19 protein-coding genes are annotated in these 16,303 nt (G+C 39.2%); 17 read left to right on the top strand and 2 right to left on the bottom strand.

Annotation, left to right across the window (positions count from 1 at the left end; genetic code table 11):
* The first annotated feature begins 57 nt into the window (after nt 1–57).
* The 14 genes from kdpF to AC1VNJ_RS06275 all read left to right on the top strand — a co-directional run bounded on the left by kdpF (nt 58) and on the right by AC1VNJ_RS06275 (nt 12,801).
* On the top strand, nt 58–144 hold the full coding sequence (gene kdpF / locus AC1VNJ_RS06340; RefSeq protein ID WP_080754503.1) for a K(+)-transporting ATPase subunit F: 87 nt from the start codon (nt 58–60) through the stop codon (nt 142–144).
* Nucleotides 145–168: 24 nt separating this feature from the next.
* On the top strand, nt 169–1,830 hold the full coding sequence (kdpA, locus tag AC1VNJ_RS06335) for a potassium-transporting ATPase subunit KdpA (RefSeq protein WP_482640697.1): 1,662 nt from the start codon (nt 169–171) through the stop codon (nt 1,828–1,830).
* 21 nt (nt 1,831–1,851) lie between these two features.
* Entirely contained in the window at nt 1,852–3,927 is a 2,076-nt protein-coding gene (gene kdpB / locus AC1VNJ_RS06330; RefSeq protein WP_482640473.1) for a potassium-transporting ATPase subunit KdpB, read from the top strand.
* Nucleotides 3,928–3,940: 13 nt separating this feature from the next.
* Nucleotides 3,941–4,507, top strand: a complete 567-nt coding sequence (kdpC, locus tag AC1VNJ_RS06325) for a potassium-transporting ATPase subunit KdpC (protein WP_028412765.1) — start codon at nt 3,941–3,943, stop codon at nt 4,505–4,507.
* A gap of 53 nt (nt 4,508–4,560) precedes the next feature.
* Nucleotides 4,561–5,709 (top strand): KdpD-like non-kinase potassium sensor, encoded by a 1,149-nt coding sequence (kdpDN, locus tag AC1VNJ_RS06320; RefSeq protein ID WP_482640472.1) that lies wholly within the window; start codon nt 4,561–4,563, stop codon nt 5,707–5,709.
* Nucleotides 5,710–5,738: 29 nt separating this feature from the next.
* Nucleotides 5,739–6,173: a CBS domain-containing protein gene (locus tag AC1VNJ_RS06315; RefSeq protein ID WP_033580611.1), complete on the top strand. Its 435-nt coding sequence runs from the start codon at nt 5,739–5,741 to the stop codon at nt 6,171–6,173.
* Nucleotides 6,174–6,427: 254 nt separating this feature from the next.
* Entirely contained in the window at nt 6,428–6,982 is a 555-nt protein-coding gene (lepB, locus tag AC1VNJ_RS06310) for a signal peptidase I (protein WP_028412768.1), read from the top strand.
* An 82-nt stretch (nt 6,983–7,064) separates the two neighbouring features.
* The gene (locus tag AC1VNJ_RS06305) at nt 7,065–8,168 is read left to right on the top strand and encodes an oxidoreductase (protein WP_261764018.1); all 1,104 of its coding nucleotides are present in this window, start codon (nt 7,065–7,067) and stop codon (nt 8,166–8,168) included.
* A 249-nt stretch (nt 8,169–8,417) separates the two neighbouring features.
* The gene (locus AC1VNJ_RS06300) at nt 8,418–9,305 is read left to right on the top strand and encodes a sulfite exporter TauE/SafE family protein (protein WP_033580612.1); all 888 of its coding nucleotides are present in this window, start codon (nt 8,418–8,420) and stop codon (nt 9,303–9,305) included.
* Between the two features lie 448 nt (nt 9,306–9,753).
* Nucleotides 9,754–10,215: a hypothetical protein gene (locus AC1VNJ_RS06295; RefSeq protein ID WP_033580613.1), complete on the top strand. Its 462-nt coding sequence runs from the start codon at nt 9,754–9,756 to the stop codon at nt 10,213–10,215.
* Between the two features lie 116 nt (nt 10,216–10,331).
* Entirely contained in the window at nt 10,332–10,790 is a 459-nt protein-coding gene (locus AC1VNJ_RS06290) for a hypothetical protein (protein ID WP_482640471.1), read from the top strand.
* Nucleotides 10,790–11,110: a hypothetical protein gene (locus AC1VNJ_RS06285; RefSeq protein ID WP_028412772.1), complete on the top strand. Its 321-nt coding sequence runs from the start codon at nt 10,790–10,792 to the stop codon at nt 11,108–11,110. The genes AC1VNJ_RS06290 and AC1VNJ_RS06285 overlap by 1 nt, the downstream gene beginning before the upstream one ends.
* Nucleotides 11,110–12,369 (top strand): glutathionylspermidine synthase family protein, encoded by a 1,260-nt coding sequence (locus tag AC1VNJ_RS06280; RefSeq protein WP_482640470.1) that lies wholly within the window; start codon nt 11,110–11,112, stop codon nt 12,367–12,369. The genes AC1VNJ_RS06285 and AC1VNJ_RS06280 overlap by 1 nt, the downstream gene beginning before the upstream one ends.
* Before the next feature lie 15 nt (nt 12,370–12,384).
* Nucleotides 12,385–12,801 carry a DUF350 domain-containing protein gene (locus AC1VNJ_RS06275; protein WP_033580616.1) on the top strand — a complete coding sequence of 139 codons (417 nt, stop codon included), beginning with the start codon at nt 12,385–12,387 and terminating at the stop codon, nt 12,799–12,801.
* Between the two features lie 18 nt (nt 12,802–12,819).
* Here AC1VNJ_RS06275 and AC1VNJ_RS06270 read toward each other — a convergent pair whose 3' ends face one another.
* Nucleotides 12,820–12,966 carry a hypothetical protein gene (locus tag AC1VNJ_RS06270; RefSeq protein WP_165351762.1) on the bottom strand — a complete coding sequence of 49 codons (147 nt, stop codon included), beginning with the start codon at nt 12,964–12,966 and terminating at the stop codon, nt 12,820–12,822.
* Between the two features lie 189 nt (nt 12,967–13,155).
* On the opposite strand from AC1VNJ_RS06270, the gene AC1VNJ_RS06265 reads away from it, so the two are divergent.
* Nucleotides 13,156–13,581: a DUF6843 domain-containing protein gene (locus AC1VNJ_RS06265; RefSeq protein WP_033580617.1), complete on the top strand. Its 426-nt coding sequence runs from the start codon at nt 13,156–13,158 to the stop codon at nt 13,579–13,581.
* 41 nt (nt 13,582–13,622) lie between these two features.
* On the opposite strand, the gene AC1VNJ_RS06260 is transcribed toward AC1VNJ_RS06265, so the two are convergent.
* The gene (locus AC1VNJ_RS06260; protein WP_028412776.1) at nt 13,623–14,075 is read right to left on the bottom strand and encodes a hypothetical protein; all 453 of its coding nucleotides are present in this window, start codon (nt 14,073–14,075) and stop codon (nt 13,623–13,625) included.
* A 172-nt stretch (nt 14,076–14,247) separates the two neighbouring features.
* Here AC1VNJ_RS06260 and AC1VNJ_RS06255 point away from each other — a divergent pair, with 172 nt between their 5' ends.
* Together AC1VNJ_RS06255 and AC1VNJ_RS06250 are read left to right on the top strand one after the other, a co-directional pair.
* Nucleotides 14,248–15,585, top strand: coding sequence for a sodium-dependent transporter (locus tag AC1VNJ_RS06255; RefSeq protein ID WP_014459442.1), 1,338 nt, complete (start codon nt 14,248–14,250; stop codon nt 15,583–15,585).
* Nucleotides 15,586–15,889: 304 nt separating this feature from the next.
* Nucleotides 15,890–16,291, top strand: a complete 402-nt coding sequence (locus AC1VNJ_RS06250) for a hypothetical protein (protein WP_224980258.1) — start codon at nt 15,890–15,892, stop codon at nt 16,289–16,291.
* Nucleotides 16,292–16,303: the final 12 nt, after the last annotated feature.

Genomic DNA, 16,303 nt, shown 5'->3' with positions numbered 1-16,303 from the left:
TGCTATGTACGGAATTATTTGCTGGTCGTCTCATGTAGTAGATGAAAGAGAGGAGAAGTGAACGTGTCGTTCATTTTGTTAGGTATTTCAGTTCTCGTTTTAATTTATTTAGTATATGTACTGTTAAATCCAGAACAATTTTAATAAGCGGAGGAATAAAAAGTGGGGATTTTTCTACTATCAGTTGCGCTGCTGCTTGTTTTTGTAGCGCTTATTGCAAAGCCCGTAGGTATTTATATAGCGAATGTGTTTTCAAACGATAAAAACACTAGCTTGATAGGAAAGATAGAAACGGTGATGTTTAAAGCAGCAGGAATTAAAGGGCTTAATCAGACGTGGAAGCAATATGCATTTGCTCTTGTTTTGGCGAATACGTTTATGATTTTTGTGGTGTACCTTATCTTCCGGTTTCAAGAGGTACTGCCGTTTAACCCAAGCCACATCAAAGGAATGGATCCGGCACTTGCTTTTAACACGGCCATTAGTTTTATGACAAATACGAACTTGCAGCACTACAGCGGCGAATCAGGTTTGTCCTATTTCTCGCAGATGGCCGCCATTGTATTTATGATGTTTGCTGCACCAGCAACGGCACTTGCAGTAGCAATCGCTTTTATTCGTGGGCTGGCAGGGAAAGAAATGGGAAACTTTTTTGTTGATTTTGTAAAGTCAATTACGCGTATTTTACTTCCTATCGCTTTTATAACAGGCATTTTATTTATGTTTTTAGGTGTCCCTCAAACGTTAAGCGGAACGGTTACTGCCCATACAATAGAAGGGGCAACACAGCAAATAGCAAGGGGACCAGTTGCTTCTTTTCTTTCAATTAAAGAGCTAGGAAACAACGGAGGGGGATTTTTTGGTGTCAATTCAGCTCATCCATTTGAAAATCCTAACGCGTTGAGCAATGTATTACAAATCGTCCTTATGCTGTTATTGCCAACAGCACTTCCTTTCACATACGGAAAAATGATCGGACAGCGTAAGCAAGGCCGCATCTTATTTGTAGCGATGAGTATGCTGTTTATCGTTATTTTAAGTACAGCGTTCGTAACAGAGTGGGGCGGCAATCCAAGACTTGATGCTTTTCATTTAAATGAAGCGAACGGTTATATGGAAGGGAAAGAAGTCCGTTTTGGTGTCGGCATGTCGACGCTTTACGCCATCGTGACGACAGCAAGTGAAACAGGTGCAGTCAACACCATGCACGATACTCTTACGCCTCTTACCGGGTTGTTAACGCTTGGAAATATGATGTTAAATACCGTATTTGGCGGTGTCGGAGCAGGATTTATGAATGTCATGATGTACGTCATTATCGCCGTATTTTTATCAGGTTTAATGGTTGGAAGAACACCAGAATACGTAGGTAAAAAAATTGAAGGAAAAGAAATGAAGCTAATCGCCGTGACGCTTATTTTGCAACCGCTGCTAATTTTAGGAGGAACAGCTGTAGCACTTACCACTCATTTAGGAATGGAAGGTATATCAAATCCAGGCTTTCACGGGTTAAGTCAGGCACTGTATGAATTTACGTCGTCAGCAGCAAACAATGGATCCGGCTTTGAAGGACTCGGTGATGCAACGCCGTTTTGGAACATTTCTACGGGAATTGTTATGTATATTGGACGCTACTTCGGACTAATTACAATGCTGGCGGTATCGAGCTCACTAGCATCCAAACAGCTTGTTCCCGAAACACCTGGAACATTTAAAACGGATACGTCTTTATTTAGCGGCATTTTAATTGGAACTACCGTTATTGTAGGAGCACTTACGTTTTTCCCAGTGCTTGTGCTTGGGCCGGTTGCTGAGTATTTAACACTGTAATCAAGAAAGCGGAGGATCATAATGAATAAACGGAATTTTGCAAATAATATTGAATTGGATCGCAACAGTCATATTCAAGGTTCTGTAGATACACAAGCTTCATCGATTTTTATTCAATCAGTAAAGCAGGCTTTTATCAAGCTCAGCCCAAGAACGATGATAAAAAACCCTATCATGTTCGTAGTAGAAATCGGGTTTATAATTACGCTTTTTTTAGCCGTTGTTCCGGACCTTTTCGGAGAAAGTACAGTAAGCACAGGGTTTAATGTTGCCGTATCTCTCGTGTTATTTTTCACCATTGTTTTTGCTAATTTTGCAGAAGCATTAGCAGAAGGTCGAGGAAAAGCACAGGCAAACTCATTAAAGCAATCTAAAGGCGATATTACAGCTAATCAGCTTCAAAACGGGCAAATGATACAAGTTCCGGCATCGCAACTAAAAAAAGGAGACATCGTCGTCGTTTCACAAGGCGAAATGATTCCTGGAGATGGAGAAATCATTAAAGGACTGGCGTCTGTTGATGAATCGGCTATTACGGGTGAATCGGCACCTGTTATGAAAGAAGCAGGCGGGGATTTTAACTCTGTAACTGGAGGTACAAGAGTTGTCAGCGATGAAATTACAATTAAAATTACGTGTGAGCAAGGTGAATCGTTTTTAGATAAAATGATTTCGCTTGTTGAAGGAGCAGAGCGTCAAAAAACGCCAAATGAAATTGCGCTAAACACGGTTTTGACAAGTTTGACGATTATTTTTTTACTAGTTGTTGTGACGCTTCCTGTTTTCACAAACTACCTGCACTTTCAGCTCGACACGGCTATTTTAATTTCACTGCTCGTCTGTCTCATTCCGACAACAATTGGAGGCTTATTATCGGCCATTGGAATTGCTGGGATGGACCGAGTAACGCAGTTTAACGTGATTGCCATGTCAGGAAAAGCAGTAGAAGCAGCTGGTGACATCAACACAATTATTTTAGATAAAACCGGTACCATTACGTTTGGAAACCGAATGGCTCATCAGTTAACGACTGTAGAAGGCATAGACGAACGTGAACTTTATAAATGGGCATTTGTTTCTTCGCTTTATGATGAAACACCAGAAGGGCGCTCAGTTGTTGATTTTATTCAAAATCGCATGGGAGTAGAAGATCTTAGAAAAACCGAAGGAACGTTTGTTGAATTTAAAGCTGAAACGCGAATGAGCGGCATTGACTTACAGAATGTGTCTGTACGAAAAGGGGCAGTGGACGCCGTCACGGCATGGGTAGAGTCAAATGGCGGAAAGGTTCCCTCTGATTTACAGCAAAAAGCAAACGAAATTGCAGGAGCTGGTGGCACGCCGCTTGCCGTCGCCGCGGATAATAAAATTTACGGTTTGATTTATTTAAAAGACACGGTAAAACCAGGAATGAAAGAACGCTTTGATGAACTTCGTAAAATGGGTATTAAAACAGTCATGTGTACAGGAGATAATCCGTTAACCGCAGCAACCATTGCAAAAGAAGCGGGAGTAGATGAATTTATTGCGGAATGCAAGCCAGAAGACAAGATTCAAGTTATTAAATACGAACAGCAGCAAGGCAAGCTAGTTGCGATGACAGGTGACGGGACAAACGATGCCCCTGCACTTGCTCAAGCTGACGTTGGTCTAGCGATGAACAGCGGAACTTCAGCTGCTAAAGAAGCAGCAAATATGGTGGATTTAGATTCTGACCCTACTAAAATTATTGAAGTCGTTTCAATTGGAAAACAGCTATTAATGACAAGGGGTGCCTTAACTACATTCAGCATCGCAAACGATATTGCTAAGTATTTCGCGATTATTCCAGCGATGTTTACCTTGGCGATTCCGCAAATGGAGGCTCTTAACGTAATGAAGCTGAATTCACCTCTATCTGCTGTATTGTCAGCGCTTATTTTTAATGCGGTCATTATCCCGCTGTTAATTCCCTTAGCCATGAAGGGAATTGCCTATAAGCCGATGAGTTCTAACGCCCTGCTGCGAAAAAATTTGTTCATTTACGGATTAGGTGGGGTATTAGTTCCATTCATTGGGATTAAAGCGATTGACTTATTACTTTCATTTGTGATGTAGAGGAGAAGAAACGATGATACAAACAGAACGAACGGGAAGCATTATTGTTCGCTTAACAATTATGATGATGATACTTTGTGGTCTTATTTATCCTGTTGTGATGACAGGTATTGCTCAAACAGCTGTTCCAAGTAAAGCAAACGGCAGCCTAATCTATTCAAACAATCATCAAGTTATCGGTTCTAAGCTGATTGGGCAGCAGTTTACAAGCAATGCATTTTTTCACGGCAGAGTCTCTAGTATTGATTATAACGGGGCAGGATCTGGGTCGTTGAATTTAGCACCTTCAAATAAAGATCTTACGAATCGTATCGAGAAATCCGTAGCGGCGTGGAAAAAAGAAAACGAAGTGCCCAAAGAAGGAATTCCGATTGATGCCGTCACGAATTCGGCTTCTGGACTCGATCCGGATATTACGCCACAAGCTGCATATGCACAAGTAGAGCGCGTGGCAAAAGCAGCCCATATTAAAACCCAGACGCTAAAAGAGTTAATCAAAGAACATACTCAGCAAGGGGCTTTTGGTGAAAAACGAGTAAATGTAGTAGAGCTAAATTTAGCTGTTCAACGAGAGCGCTAATTACATGCACTCGCTTCATGTACTGAAGCGAGTGTGATAAAGGGGCACAAACAATGAAAGAAAAAGAAGCTCATCCATACTTTCGAAGAAAAACTCCGGAAGAACTATTGCGTGAACTTCATAATCAGAAGCGCGGAAAGCTTAAACTCTACATCGGTGCCGCACCGGGAGTAGGGAAGACGTATAAAATGCTTCAAGATGCACATGACTTAGTCAAAGAAGGCGTAGATGTCGTAGTTGGATATGTAGAAACACACGGCAGGAATGAGACTAAAGAGATGATTGGAAATCTAGAAGTAATCCAAAGAGAAACCGTTTTTTATAAAGGAAAAGAATTACAAGAACTTGATTTACTGGCGATTGTAAGAAGGCGGCCAAAAGTTGTAATTATCGATGAACTTGCTCACACAAATGTTCCGACAAGCCGCCATAAAAAACGTTTTGAAGATGTTTCTTACCTGCTCAACCAAGGTATTTCAGTTATGTCAGCAATGAACATTCAGCATATGGAAAGCGTACATGACCTCGTATATGCTGTTACCCAAGTAAAAGTTCGTGAAACGGTGCCAGATTTATTTATTCAGCAAGCAGATGAAATTCAGCTTGTCGACGTTACACCGGAACAGCTGCAAAAGCGTCTTCGTGAAGGCAAAATATACGAAGTCCATAAAATTGAACAAAGCCTGCAGTCTTTTTTTAAGCTCGCAAATCTCCATGCCCTTCGTGAATTAACGCTCAGAGAAATAGCGGATGAAGTGGACGGTAAGCTCATTCATTCCCATGAAATTGGTGTAACAGGTATTTGTGAACGCATTTTAGTATGCATTCAATACAGTGAAACAGCTGAAAAATTGATTCGAAGAGGCTGGAGAATGGCGAACCGATTGAAAGCAGATTTGCTGCTGCTCCATGTTTTTAAAGGCGATCAGACTGAGAGGGAGAAAACACAAATCAAACAGTGGCAGGCATTCGCTGACCGTTTCCACGCATCGCTAATTGTTGAAGAAGCTAAAAAGCAAAAACCAGCTGCAGTGATTGTGAACGTAGCCAAGCAGTATCGCGTTACTCAAATCTTACTAGGGCAATCAGCGAGGACAAGATGGGAAGAGATTCGAAAAGGCTCTATTGTGAATACAATTATGCGACAGACTCATAACATCGATATTCATATTGTTTCAGATTCAGCAAAACAACAAAAATAAAATGCATATATAACAAAAGGAGAATATGAGTGAATATTGCGTTCTTTTTACTTCCTAAAAAAGAAGTCGTTACACTATCGACACAGTCAACGATCCGTCAAGCATTGGAGAAAATGGAGTATCATCGCTACTCTTCTGTGCCGCTTATTAATCAAAAAGGAGAATATGTAGGGACTTTGGCAGAAGGAGACTTGTTATGGAAGCTAAAAAGCCTAGAACATATAGAACTCCATGAGTTAGAACACCTACGAATTGAGGAGGTTCCAAGACATCGCGATTACGAAGCTATCACCATTAACGATGAAATGGAAAGTATTTTGTCACGCGCGTCTGAACAAAATTTTGTGCCAGTTGTAGATGATCAAAACATTTTTATTGGACTCGTGCGGCGAAGAGAGATTATAGAGTATTGCATCTCCCAACTTTTTATACATGGAGAAACGCCTTTAAATGTGAAGATTTAGTTAAGTTCGCGTAAAAAACATAATTTTTACATAAAAGGTAGTCTCTTTTTATATAATTAATGTTATAATAAGAGATGTAAAGACGAAACTTGCGTAATGTAAGCCTCTAACATTTGTTAGAGGTTCTTTTTTTACATAACATAAAACATTTGATTTCAGTTCTTTCTATGGTTAAGTTAGAATAAGTGTTAAAGTAAGAGGTTTCTTGCTTTTTTACATAAGAAAAGTGAGCTGTACAAAGGAGACAAAGCATATTGACTACGGAAAAAACAAAAAGCGATCAATTACGCAGCATATTCAAAACTATTATCTTCGCTATCGCTCTAGTATTTATGATTCGCGCATTTTTATTTTCTCCGTATATTGTAGAAGGCGCTTCAATGAACCCAACGCTGCATAACGGAGAGCGGTTGTTTGTGAATAAACTGTCGTATTCGCTCCATGATATTCGCCGCGGAGATATTGTGATTATTAAAGATGAGGCTAAGAATAAGCATTATGTAAAAAGAGTAATCGGTCTGCCAGGTGAAAAAATCGAAATGAAAAAAGATCAGCTTTATATTGATGATAAAAAAGTAAGTGAACCTTATTTAAAAACGAATCGTCAAATTGCCAACAACATGGATATGGAGCTTACGGGAGATTTTGAACCCGTACAAATACCTAAAAACGAAGTATTTGTAATGGGTGACAACCGTCTGTACAGTATGGATAGCCGCAACGGTCTAGGTCTTATTGATGAAAAACGAATTGTCGGAAAAAGCGAATTTGTATTTTATCCGGTCAAAAAAATAAGAAAAACAACGTAAAAAGAAATGCCGATAAAGGTATTTCTTTTTTTATGCCTATGTCTACTCCGCTTATAGATGGGCAAGCTAAGGGAAAAAAGGTGTGAATCAATTGAAGACGGCCTATGAAAAGTTATTTAAACATTTTAAATTTGTTGATGCTCTTGAGATGAAAAACCGATTAGCAATGGGACCTATACTCACATACGCTTCACGAGAAAACGGGGAAATATCCGATATCGATCTGACTTTTTACGAAAAACGAGTAGGGGGCGTCAGTACGGTAATTATCGGCCCCGCGTTTATCACAGAAAATGGCCAAGTAGCACATGGTCAAATCGGAATTCATCGTGATCAGGTCATACGAAAGCTTCATCAACTAACCCAAATGATTCATAGAAGAGGAGCTAAAGCGATTCTTCAACTATCGCACGGGGGAAGAAAGTGCGTAGAAATGGAAAGTAAGTGGCAAGCAATTAGCCCTAGTGAAAAGCCTCACAAACGTAAAGGGAAAAAGCCTGTTCAAATGACCGAGCGCGATATAACTTATATTGTTCAAGCGTTTGGCGAAGCTACCACAAGAGCTATGGAAGCAGGGTTTGATGGAGTGGAAATTGACGGAGGAAATGAATGTTTACTGCAGCAGTTTACGTCAAGGCAAGCCAATGAACGAAGTGATTCTTATGGAGGAAGCGCAGAAAACCGCTTCACTTTTGCACTTGAAGTTATTCGTGAAGTGACGCGTCGAGCAGCACATGCGGGCAAACCATTTATTGTGGGATATACATTAGCGCCCAAAGAAAAAGGCTATTTAGGAAATAAAGTGGAAGATATATTTGAGTGGATTGATCGTCTTGTTCATACAGAAATTGATTATTTACATATCAGTGCTTTGCATGAACCTACCTCAAAAAGGGAAGAAAATCATTCACTGCTTTCTTCGATCATTAAGCACGTCAATTACCGGGTCCCTCTTGTGGGTACAGGAGGACTTACGGCAACGGAAGTCGCAGAAGCTTTTGAGCAAGGTCTGGCTTTAATTACGATTGAACAAGCGTTAGTCGTACAGCCAGATTGGGTAGAAAAAGTGATAAATAGCGATGAGCCTACTTCTATGGATGTGACGTCATTAGATAAAGATGTGAGTTTACCACCTGAAGTGCTAGCTCACTGGCAAGACATGCATAAAAATGACCGCCCTTATTAAGTGAGCGGTCGTTTTTATGTTGTTGACTTAACAAGAAGAATTTTATTTTACTGATACTATAACCAAGCAGCATACATAGACTGAAAGAAAAACTAAAAACACAGTTGACTTCTAGGAATAGTTAGGATTACAATATAAACAACTTATTTATAAAACGGACAGCTGATCGGACATACCGAAGGCTTCTAGCAAACAACTGTTGGAGGCCTTTTTGTGCTCTCTAACAGAAGATTAAAGTGGAGGGACAACATGAAAAAGTTAATTACGTTTGCACTTATTGGCTTTTTAGCTCAGTTAATTGACGGATCACTTGGAATGGCGTACGGGGTGACATCAACTACCCTACTTTTAACGTTTGGAATTGCACCAGCTGTGGCTTCGGCATCTGTTCACTTGGCAGAAGTTGTAACAACAGCAGCGTCTGGTGTTTCACATATTAAATTTGGCAACGTAGATAAATCGATGGTTTTAAAACTGATTATTCCTGGTTCCATCGGGGCTTTTGTAGGAGCCTGCTTTCTAAGTAATTTACCTGGAGATGCAGTAAGACCTTACGTTTCAACATTCTTATTGCTCCTAGGAGTTTATGTGTTATTTCGCTTTTTATTTACGTTTAAAACAAACGAAGAAAAGAGCACCAAACCTTTATCGACGAAGCAGTCCATTCCGTTAGGATTAATTGCTGGATTTGCTGATGCTACAGGAGGAGGCGGCTGGGGGCCGATTGCAACGCCTGTATTGCTAGCTAAAAAAGGCACAACAGCACGGAAAGTCGTTGGAACCGTTGATACAAGTGAATTTGCTATTGCCGTCTCGGCTACACTTGGCTTTTTAATTTCTCTTGGCTGGGAGCAGGTAAACTGGTTCTGGGTAGGCGCTCTTATGATTGGCGGAATTATCGCGGCTCCGATTGCTGCATGGTTTGTTCGTATTATCCCGGCTCACTTGCTTGGTTCGCTTGTTGGTGGGTTTATCATTTTAACAAATGCTCGAACACTCTTAAATACATGGGTATCAAGCAGCTCAACGCAGATAGCTGTATACGCATTTATCCTTATTGTATGGGCAGCAGCTATCGTTTACTCATTTTTACAAGGGAAAAAATATAATCAAAATCGAAACGTAGAAGTTTCGTAATAAAAGGATGGAATAAAAATAGCTTAGTTAAAGAAAGATCTGAACGTGTTTGATTCTGTATAGAGAATCAAATGTGTTCAGATCTTTTTATGGTTAGAGTGAAGGCAGTTTCATGTATGTAGTGGCCTCTAGCTGTTGGCCGGAGGGCAAGGCGAGGACTTACGCGTAAAAAGCGGAACAGGTGAGACACGGCAAAAGTGGTCGCCCTCGGAAAACGAAGCCTTACACGGAAGTCAACAACGGTGTAACAAGGGAGCATACTAGCGTATTTATCTCATGTTCGTCTTTAGATTGGGATGATTTTGTTATGTCTCAATCTCTTTTAGTAAAATAGACGAGCGTAGATATTTTTTTTACGTCTTATGATACAATAGACGAGTTCATTCATGAGTGGGAATACTTTCTAACACATATAAAATTCATTGAATCGTCGAGGTGTGAAGAGTAAGTGGTCTATTTTATTTTAGTATTAGTAGCAGCTATCGAAGTAATTGTCTTGTTGATTAATCGACCTGTATTTGCAAACATTCCGTATGTGCAAGTATATATTGTTCCTTTGTTAATAGTAATTGTCATAACGATGTTACTTTCGCGAAATCCAAAGAGGTTTATGCGGTGGTTTAAACAAGGGCTTATTACGATTTCAGTCGTTGTACTTGTATTCGTACCGGTTCTCTATGCCAAAAATCTCCCGCTGTATGGTTATAATGAAGCAAAAAAAATGCTTGCGCAAAGAGAACAGCTCTTGCTAAGTCAGTTCCAAAAAGGAAAATACGTATATCCAGCAAAAGACAGCCCTAAAAAATACAGGTATCTATTCAAAGTTCATCGTGGAAACGGCATGCTTGAATATGTATTCGACCCATACACAGGCGGTTATGAAGTTGTGACAGATGTGATAAAAAAATAAAGGTTTAGCTTATTTAAAGCTAAGCCTTTTTATATGAGAAAAAATTGAAACTTTTTGAAAATCTGTGCGTATTTACTAAAGAGCGTTCACAAAAAAGTCACAAAAGGAGTTGCACAATGGCAAAATTAGAATACCGACTGCTAAAGCCTGATGATACGTTTGTATCTATTTATCACTATCAGTCTATTGAACTTGAACAAATTTTAGCAAGAAGAGAATGCGAATTTTTTGTTAAAGAAGGAGTAACGTATAAACAAACTTCATCTGCAGTCGAAGATGATATCCATATTGTTTATGTAAAAGAACATGAAAATGGACCGAAAGAGCAAGCAGAAGATGATCACAGAGAGATTACGTTAGAAGTCCGCGAACTGAATTCTCTTCAAGGACATCCGATTTTATTCGTCTCTTCATTTTATACGCATTTGGACGTATTAAGCTATATCGGAACAGTTTATACATACTATAATGGATGGGAATGGAAAAGAGACTCTGCGGAAATTGATGAAGATCGCAGCGTGTACAGTTTATATGTAACAAAAACAGGCGTAACGTATGAAAGGGGAAAGGCGTAATGTCCAAAACAAAAAAAATGATGGCGGGGGTTTTGACCACTGCTTTAATGACATCGCTCGTTGCCTGTGGTTCAACTGATCAGGCAAGACCAGCTAAACCGAAAGATAAATCGTGCGACAAGTGGAAATGGGATGAAGATACGAAAACGTACTACTGTTCAGATTCTTCTTCTTCGCACAGCGGTTCATATTATCACGGAGGGCGCTACTACGGGTCTAAAAAACAGCTGACCTCATCATCGTCCTATAAGTCATTTAAATCAAGCAGCTCGTATAAATCTGGAATTGGGAGCGGCTCTAAAGGCGGTTTTGGCGGGTAATGCATAAAGAAAAGCGAGAAATGTTTTATAAAGAAATTCAAGATTTTTGGTACGACTTATATGGAACAGAGTATGCTCTTTATGACGTACATATGGAGTCTTCTCACATCATTCATTCTATTAAAGAAGCAGCAAATCAAATCGGGGAACTATTTTTTAAAACGGCACCTTTACTTCGTTCATTAGATGATCAGACGCTTCTTTCTTTAGGATTTCCAAAAGCCAGTTTACCGTACCTGCGACTGAAAACGATGGAAACAGAAAGTGTTATTTCACGCCTTGATTTTGCTGTTACGGCTGATCAAATCAAGCTTCTAGAACTAAACGCGGATACGCCTACATTCATCAAAGAATTATTTCATGTAAATGAGTTAGTCTGTCGGCATTTTCAGGTTCAAAACCCTAATAAGCTTGAAGAAAAAAAGCTTGCTTTAGCATTAAAACACGCCATTTTTGAAGCTTATAACGAGCTCGATAGAACGAACTATCCAAACGTCGTTTTTTCTTCTCATGATACACATGAAGAAGATAAGCTAACGACTCTTTATTTAATGAAGCTAGCCGATGTAGATGCTACATACGTTCCGTTATCGCAGCTTCGAATTGTCCCTGCCTCTACAGTTGAAGAAGGTAAACATATAGAAGCGGGCGTGTATGATCAACATGGACAAAAAATAGACGTACTCTATCGCCAAACTTATCCGCTTGAACATTTAATTGAAGATGAAGATCCGAGTACGCATGAAAAAGTCGGACACATGCTTTTAACATTGGCACAGCAAAAACAGGTAGCCATAATCAATCCGCCTTCTGCATTTTTACTGCAGTCTAAAGCCGTGCAAGCACTCATTTGGGCTTTGCATGAACAAGATCATCCTTTCTTCACTAAAGAAGAGCATCACATCATTGAAACATACTTTTTACCAACGTATTTAGAAGAAGATCCATTTATTGAAAGAAAACAAGCATTTGTGAAGAAACCATCGTTTGGTCGTGAAGGAGATACCGTTGAAATTTATAATGAAGACGGAATCAAAATAGACGAAGATCAGCATAAGACATATCAAGAATACACGGCTGTATATCAACAGTTTATTCCTTTGCCAACTGCAAAAATGAAGACGCAAACGAAAACAGTAGAGGCTCATATCATGTACGGGTGCTTTTTATTAAATGGAAAAGCAAGCGCAGTAGGAATTCGAGCTGGAAATCAAATTACAGATAACGAATCGTATTATTTGCCGATTGGATTAAAATGAAAAGGGGAACTAAAAATGACACAATGGATTGATTGGGCTAGTATAGGGAGTTTTTTATCTCACGTAGCGGTAGGATTAGGGCTATTATTTATCGGAGTAATCGTATTTGAATTAACAACAAAATTTAATGATCGTGAACTTATAAAAAAAGGAAATGTCGCAGTCGCTTTGAAGTTATGGGGAAAAGGAATTGGGCTTGCTATTGTCATTTTCACTGTGTGGAGCAACAGCTTAAATTTGGTAGATGCCACTCTTTGGGGAGTAGTAGGTATCATTACTCAAGTAGTGACATATTGGATTATTGAATTTATTATGACGCCTAAAACAAGCCTAGCCAAAAAAGTAGAAGAAGGAAATGTAGCGGTTGGAGTAACTCTTTTTGCAGCATCGATAGCCGTTGGCCTTATTGTCGCTGGAAGCTTAACATATTAAAAGAAGGCGATTCCTGTTTTACGGGGAATCGCTTTTTTTATGTCCAGATTGCTCGTGTTCACTTAGTAATAATATACGTGTATTTTCACGGTCGGCACGAACAATTTTTTGCTGTGTGTAAAGCGGAATGACAAAGAGCAAAATAAATAAAAAAACATAGCTCATTTTTGTTATCCTCCCATGTAAATTGTAAACGCCTGCTAATAGTGTGTGACAAACAATACGTAAATATAGCATATTTGACTGGATAAACTGGGAAAAATTGAGGGGTGCAAAAAGAATATAATCTTACCTTCAACAAAAACTAAAAGCAGTATAGAGACACGTCTTTTATTAAGAAAGGAGTTGGGAAAAGTGAAAAGGTGGCTCATTTTGTTTTTATTGATCGTAATCGCATCTGGATGTGGACGTCCAGATGAAACGTCTCAACCGAGCATTTTCCTTATACCAGAAGGGTACAAAGGATGGGTTATGGTCGAATATGATAAAGATAACGGAAATCCTAGCAAGACAGAAGGAGACTACACTGTATTTAAAGTAAACGAGCAGGGAGTCGGGAAAACCAAAACGCTTTTAAGCGGCGGCGGCTGGGCAAGAAATAAATATTTCTATGTAAATAAAAATGGAGAGCGAAAGCAATTGAAGCAAGGGAAGATGATTCATGGCACGACTCAAGGTAACAAAAATCATACGGTAACCTACTTTTTCGTCGGCACCGCAAAAGAGTTCGACAAGGCCGGGGACTATCGAAGAAAACTTACCGAGGAAAGTTCTTCGTAAAAAAGAAACGCTGCCTCTTTGGCAACGTTTCTTTTCTATCTTCATTTGAATGTGCAAAAGACGGTGTCTTTTAAACGTTGAATTTCGTTTAGTGCTTCTTCCTGCTTATGAATTACCCAATCTGGCAATGAGTGTTCAACCGACAGCTCGTCGAAACAAGCCCCGCATGTTTTAACTTCAATATAAGATTCAATATATTGAAGGTGATCTAAGTTATAAGCCCAAAGTCGACGTTCAGGGCAGATTGTTTCCAAGTAAAGCGGAAGCTGAAAAAAAGGATCTACTGCTTCAGAAAGTTCTAACGGTCCTTGGCCCTCAGCGCTGATGACGTCTAGATAACCACAGTGAGGACACGTGCATGAGTGCGTTGACCCGCTCAATTTTTTATCCAGTTTTACAACTCGCGCACATAGTTCGCAGTTTGGACATTTTACTAAGATAAAGTCAAGGAACTTATCTAAAAATTGCTGCTGTATTACTTGTTGATTTGTCATTTTTTGTACCTCTAACTGTCAAACTTTTTTTAGTTACGAAAATAAATAATGAAACCTACATACTATTCATAACACATGATGGGGGTTAAAACAACAAAAACCCTTTTCGACAGCAGGGTTGTGTGATATAGTATGACAAATCAGAATAAATAAAGAAAAATGGTGAGAAAACATGAGTCAAAACGAACAATGGACATCAAAACTCGGCTTTATCTTGGCATCCGCCGGTTCAGCAATTGGAATCGGAGCCATTTGGAAACTTCCTTATGTAGCCGGAACAAGCGGAGGAGGGGCCTTTTTTTTACTGTTTATCTTGTTTACAGCAATTATTGGTTTGCCGCTTTTGCTTGCTGAATTTGTACTAGGTAGACATACACAAAAAGAAGCAATTCGTGCTTATGATGCAGTTGCTCCCGGTTCTCTTTGGAAAGGAATCGGGTATTTAGGCGTGATTACATGCTTCATTTTATTATCTTTCTATAGTGTAGTAGGAGGATGGATTTTACAATATATTTTTGCAAGCGTCACGGGTCAGCTGAATGGAGTAAGTGACTACGGGAGTTTATTTAACTCCACCATTGCTAATCCGACAAGTGCTGTTATCTCTCAATTTGTTTTTCTTCTTTTAACAATTGTTGTAGTAGCAAGAGGTATTCAAAATGGTATTGAAAAAGCAAACAAAATTTTAATGCCTGCTCTCTTTATTTTATTTATTATTATTATTATTCGTTCTTTAACATTAGACGGAGCGATGGAAGGCGTATCTTTCTTTTTGTATCCAGATTTTTCAAAGCTTACCTCCCAAACCATTTTGTTTGCAATGGGACAAGCATTCTTTTCGCTTAGCGTAGGCGTTTCGGTTATGGTTACGTACAGTTCGTATCTGTCTAAACAGCAAAACTTGCCAAAATCGGCTATTTCAATTTCAGCGTTAAATATTTTGATTTCTTTACTAGCAGGTTTGGCAATTTTCCCTGCAGTCTTTTCAATGGGCGTAAAGCCGACGGAAGGACCAGGTCTTTTATTTATTGTATTGCCTTCTATTTTTGAACAGCTTCCGTTCGGAATTGTGTTTCAAACTTTCTTTTTGGCGCTGTTTTTATTTGCTACTTTAACATCTGCGTTTTCGATGTTAGAAATTATTGTTGCTTCATTAGCCAAAGGAGAGCAGCATAAGCGCATAAAGCTATCTTGGATTTCGGGCTTACTAATCTTTGTGGTAGGAATACCTTCAGCACTATCGTATGGTTTATTAAGTGACGTATCGATCTTTGGAAAAAGCATCTTTGACGCTTTTGATTTTCTTGTAAGTAATATCCTTATGCCTCTCGGTGCTCTTTTAATTGCCATCTTTGTTCCTTGGAAGATGAAAAAAGATGTGTTAATTGAAGAGTTTAAGCATGGTTCGACGAATGTGAAGCGCTGGTTCTCTTTATGGCTTCTTGCTATTCGATACATCGCACCTGTTTTAATTATCATTGTATTTATTAATATGCTAGGCTTTATCTAACGAAAAAACGCTGTTAAAACGCTTGGTTTTAACAGCGTTTTTTTTGGAGGAAAAGGAGGAGTATGATGCTTGATTTCTTGTACGATATGTTTGTAGGAGCAGGAGTATTTATTTTATTATTCGTTCTTTTGCTAGTAGCGAGAACGTCGGGGAAACGCAAGAAATAGGCGGGTATAATTCCCAGTGTAAAAACCCCAAAAAAGACTAACACCACAGAATTAAACTATGATAATATATTATCCTATGAGCATAACCAATGCTCACATATGTTGTGATGAAGCGTTTTTTAGAAAGAGGGATCATCTTGAGTGGAGAAGTTCTTGTCAAGATTTTATCTCAAGCGTATGAACAAAAAAAGACATTACCAATCGTCTCATTCTCGTCTTTTTTTGAACAAAAAAAGGTGGGCTTTCGTTTAAATAACGATGTGTCCGCTGATATCATCTACCATACGCTTACATGTATTCAGAGAAAAACGTGTGTCCAAGATGTGTTAGTGGAAGTACTAAAAGTTGATAGTCCAAACAATGACGGGGCATTTTCTGATTGTGTATATATTTTAGCAAATGGTACAAACCAGCAAGTGAAAGAATGGGTTCAACCCTTACATCCTAAAAGAGTTACACAAGGATATCAGCACGGGACACCCATTGATGCGCCACAGTTAAAAAATGACTACCACGTGTTTGCCGTTACTTGGTCATAAGCGTTTAACCCG

The organism is Priestia sp. 3CA3, from assembly GCF_056836725.1.
The sequence above is the reverse complement of the archived record's forward strand: the minus strand, read 5'-3'. Positions and strand labels throughout refer to the sequence as shown.

Coding starts and splice junctions, on each gene's coding strand:
- AC1VNJ_RS06255 (WP_014459442.1), top strand. CDS start 14,248: ATGAGTCAAAACGAACAATGGACATCAAAACTCGGCTTTATCTTGGCA.
- AC1VNJ_RS06285 (WP_028412772.1), top strand. CDS start 10,790: ATGTCCAAAACAAAAAAAATGATGGCGGGGGTTTTGACCACTGCTTTA.
- AC1VNJ_RS06280 (WP_482640470.1), top strand. CDS start 11,110: ATGCATAAAGAAAAGCGAGAAATGTTTTATAAAGAAATTCAAGATTTT.
- AC1VNJ_RS06300 (WP_033580612.1), top strand. CDS start 8,418: ATGAAAAAGTTAATTACGTTTGCACTTATTGGCTTTTTAGCTCAGTTA.
- AC1VNJ_RS06270 (WP_165351762.1), bottom strand. CDS start 12,966: ATGAGCTATGTTTTTTTATTTATTTTGCTCTTTGTCATTCCGCTTTAC.
- AC1VNJ_RS06260 (WP_028412776.1), bottom strand. CDS start 14,075: ATGACAAATCAACAAGTAATACAGCAGCAATTTTTAGATAAGTTCCTT.
- kdpC (WP_028412765.1), top strand. CDS start 3,941: ATGATACAAACAGAACGAACGGGAAGCATTATTGTTCGCTTAACAATT.
- AC1VNJ_RS06275 (WP_033580616.1), top strand. CDS start 12,385: ATGACACAATGGATTGATTGGGCTAGTATAGGGAGTTTTTTATCTCAC.
- kdpB (WP_482640473.1), top strand. CDS start 1,852: ATGAATAAACGGAATTTTGCAAATAATATTGAATTGGATCGCAACAGT.
- AC1VNJ_RS06290 (WP_482640471.1), top strand. CDS start 10,332: ATGGCAAAATTAGAATACCGACTGCTAAAGCCTGATGATACGTTTGTA.
- kdpDN (WP_482640472.1), top strand. CDS start 4,561: ATGAAAGAAAAAGAAGCTCATCCATACTTTCGAAGAAAAACTCCGGAA.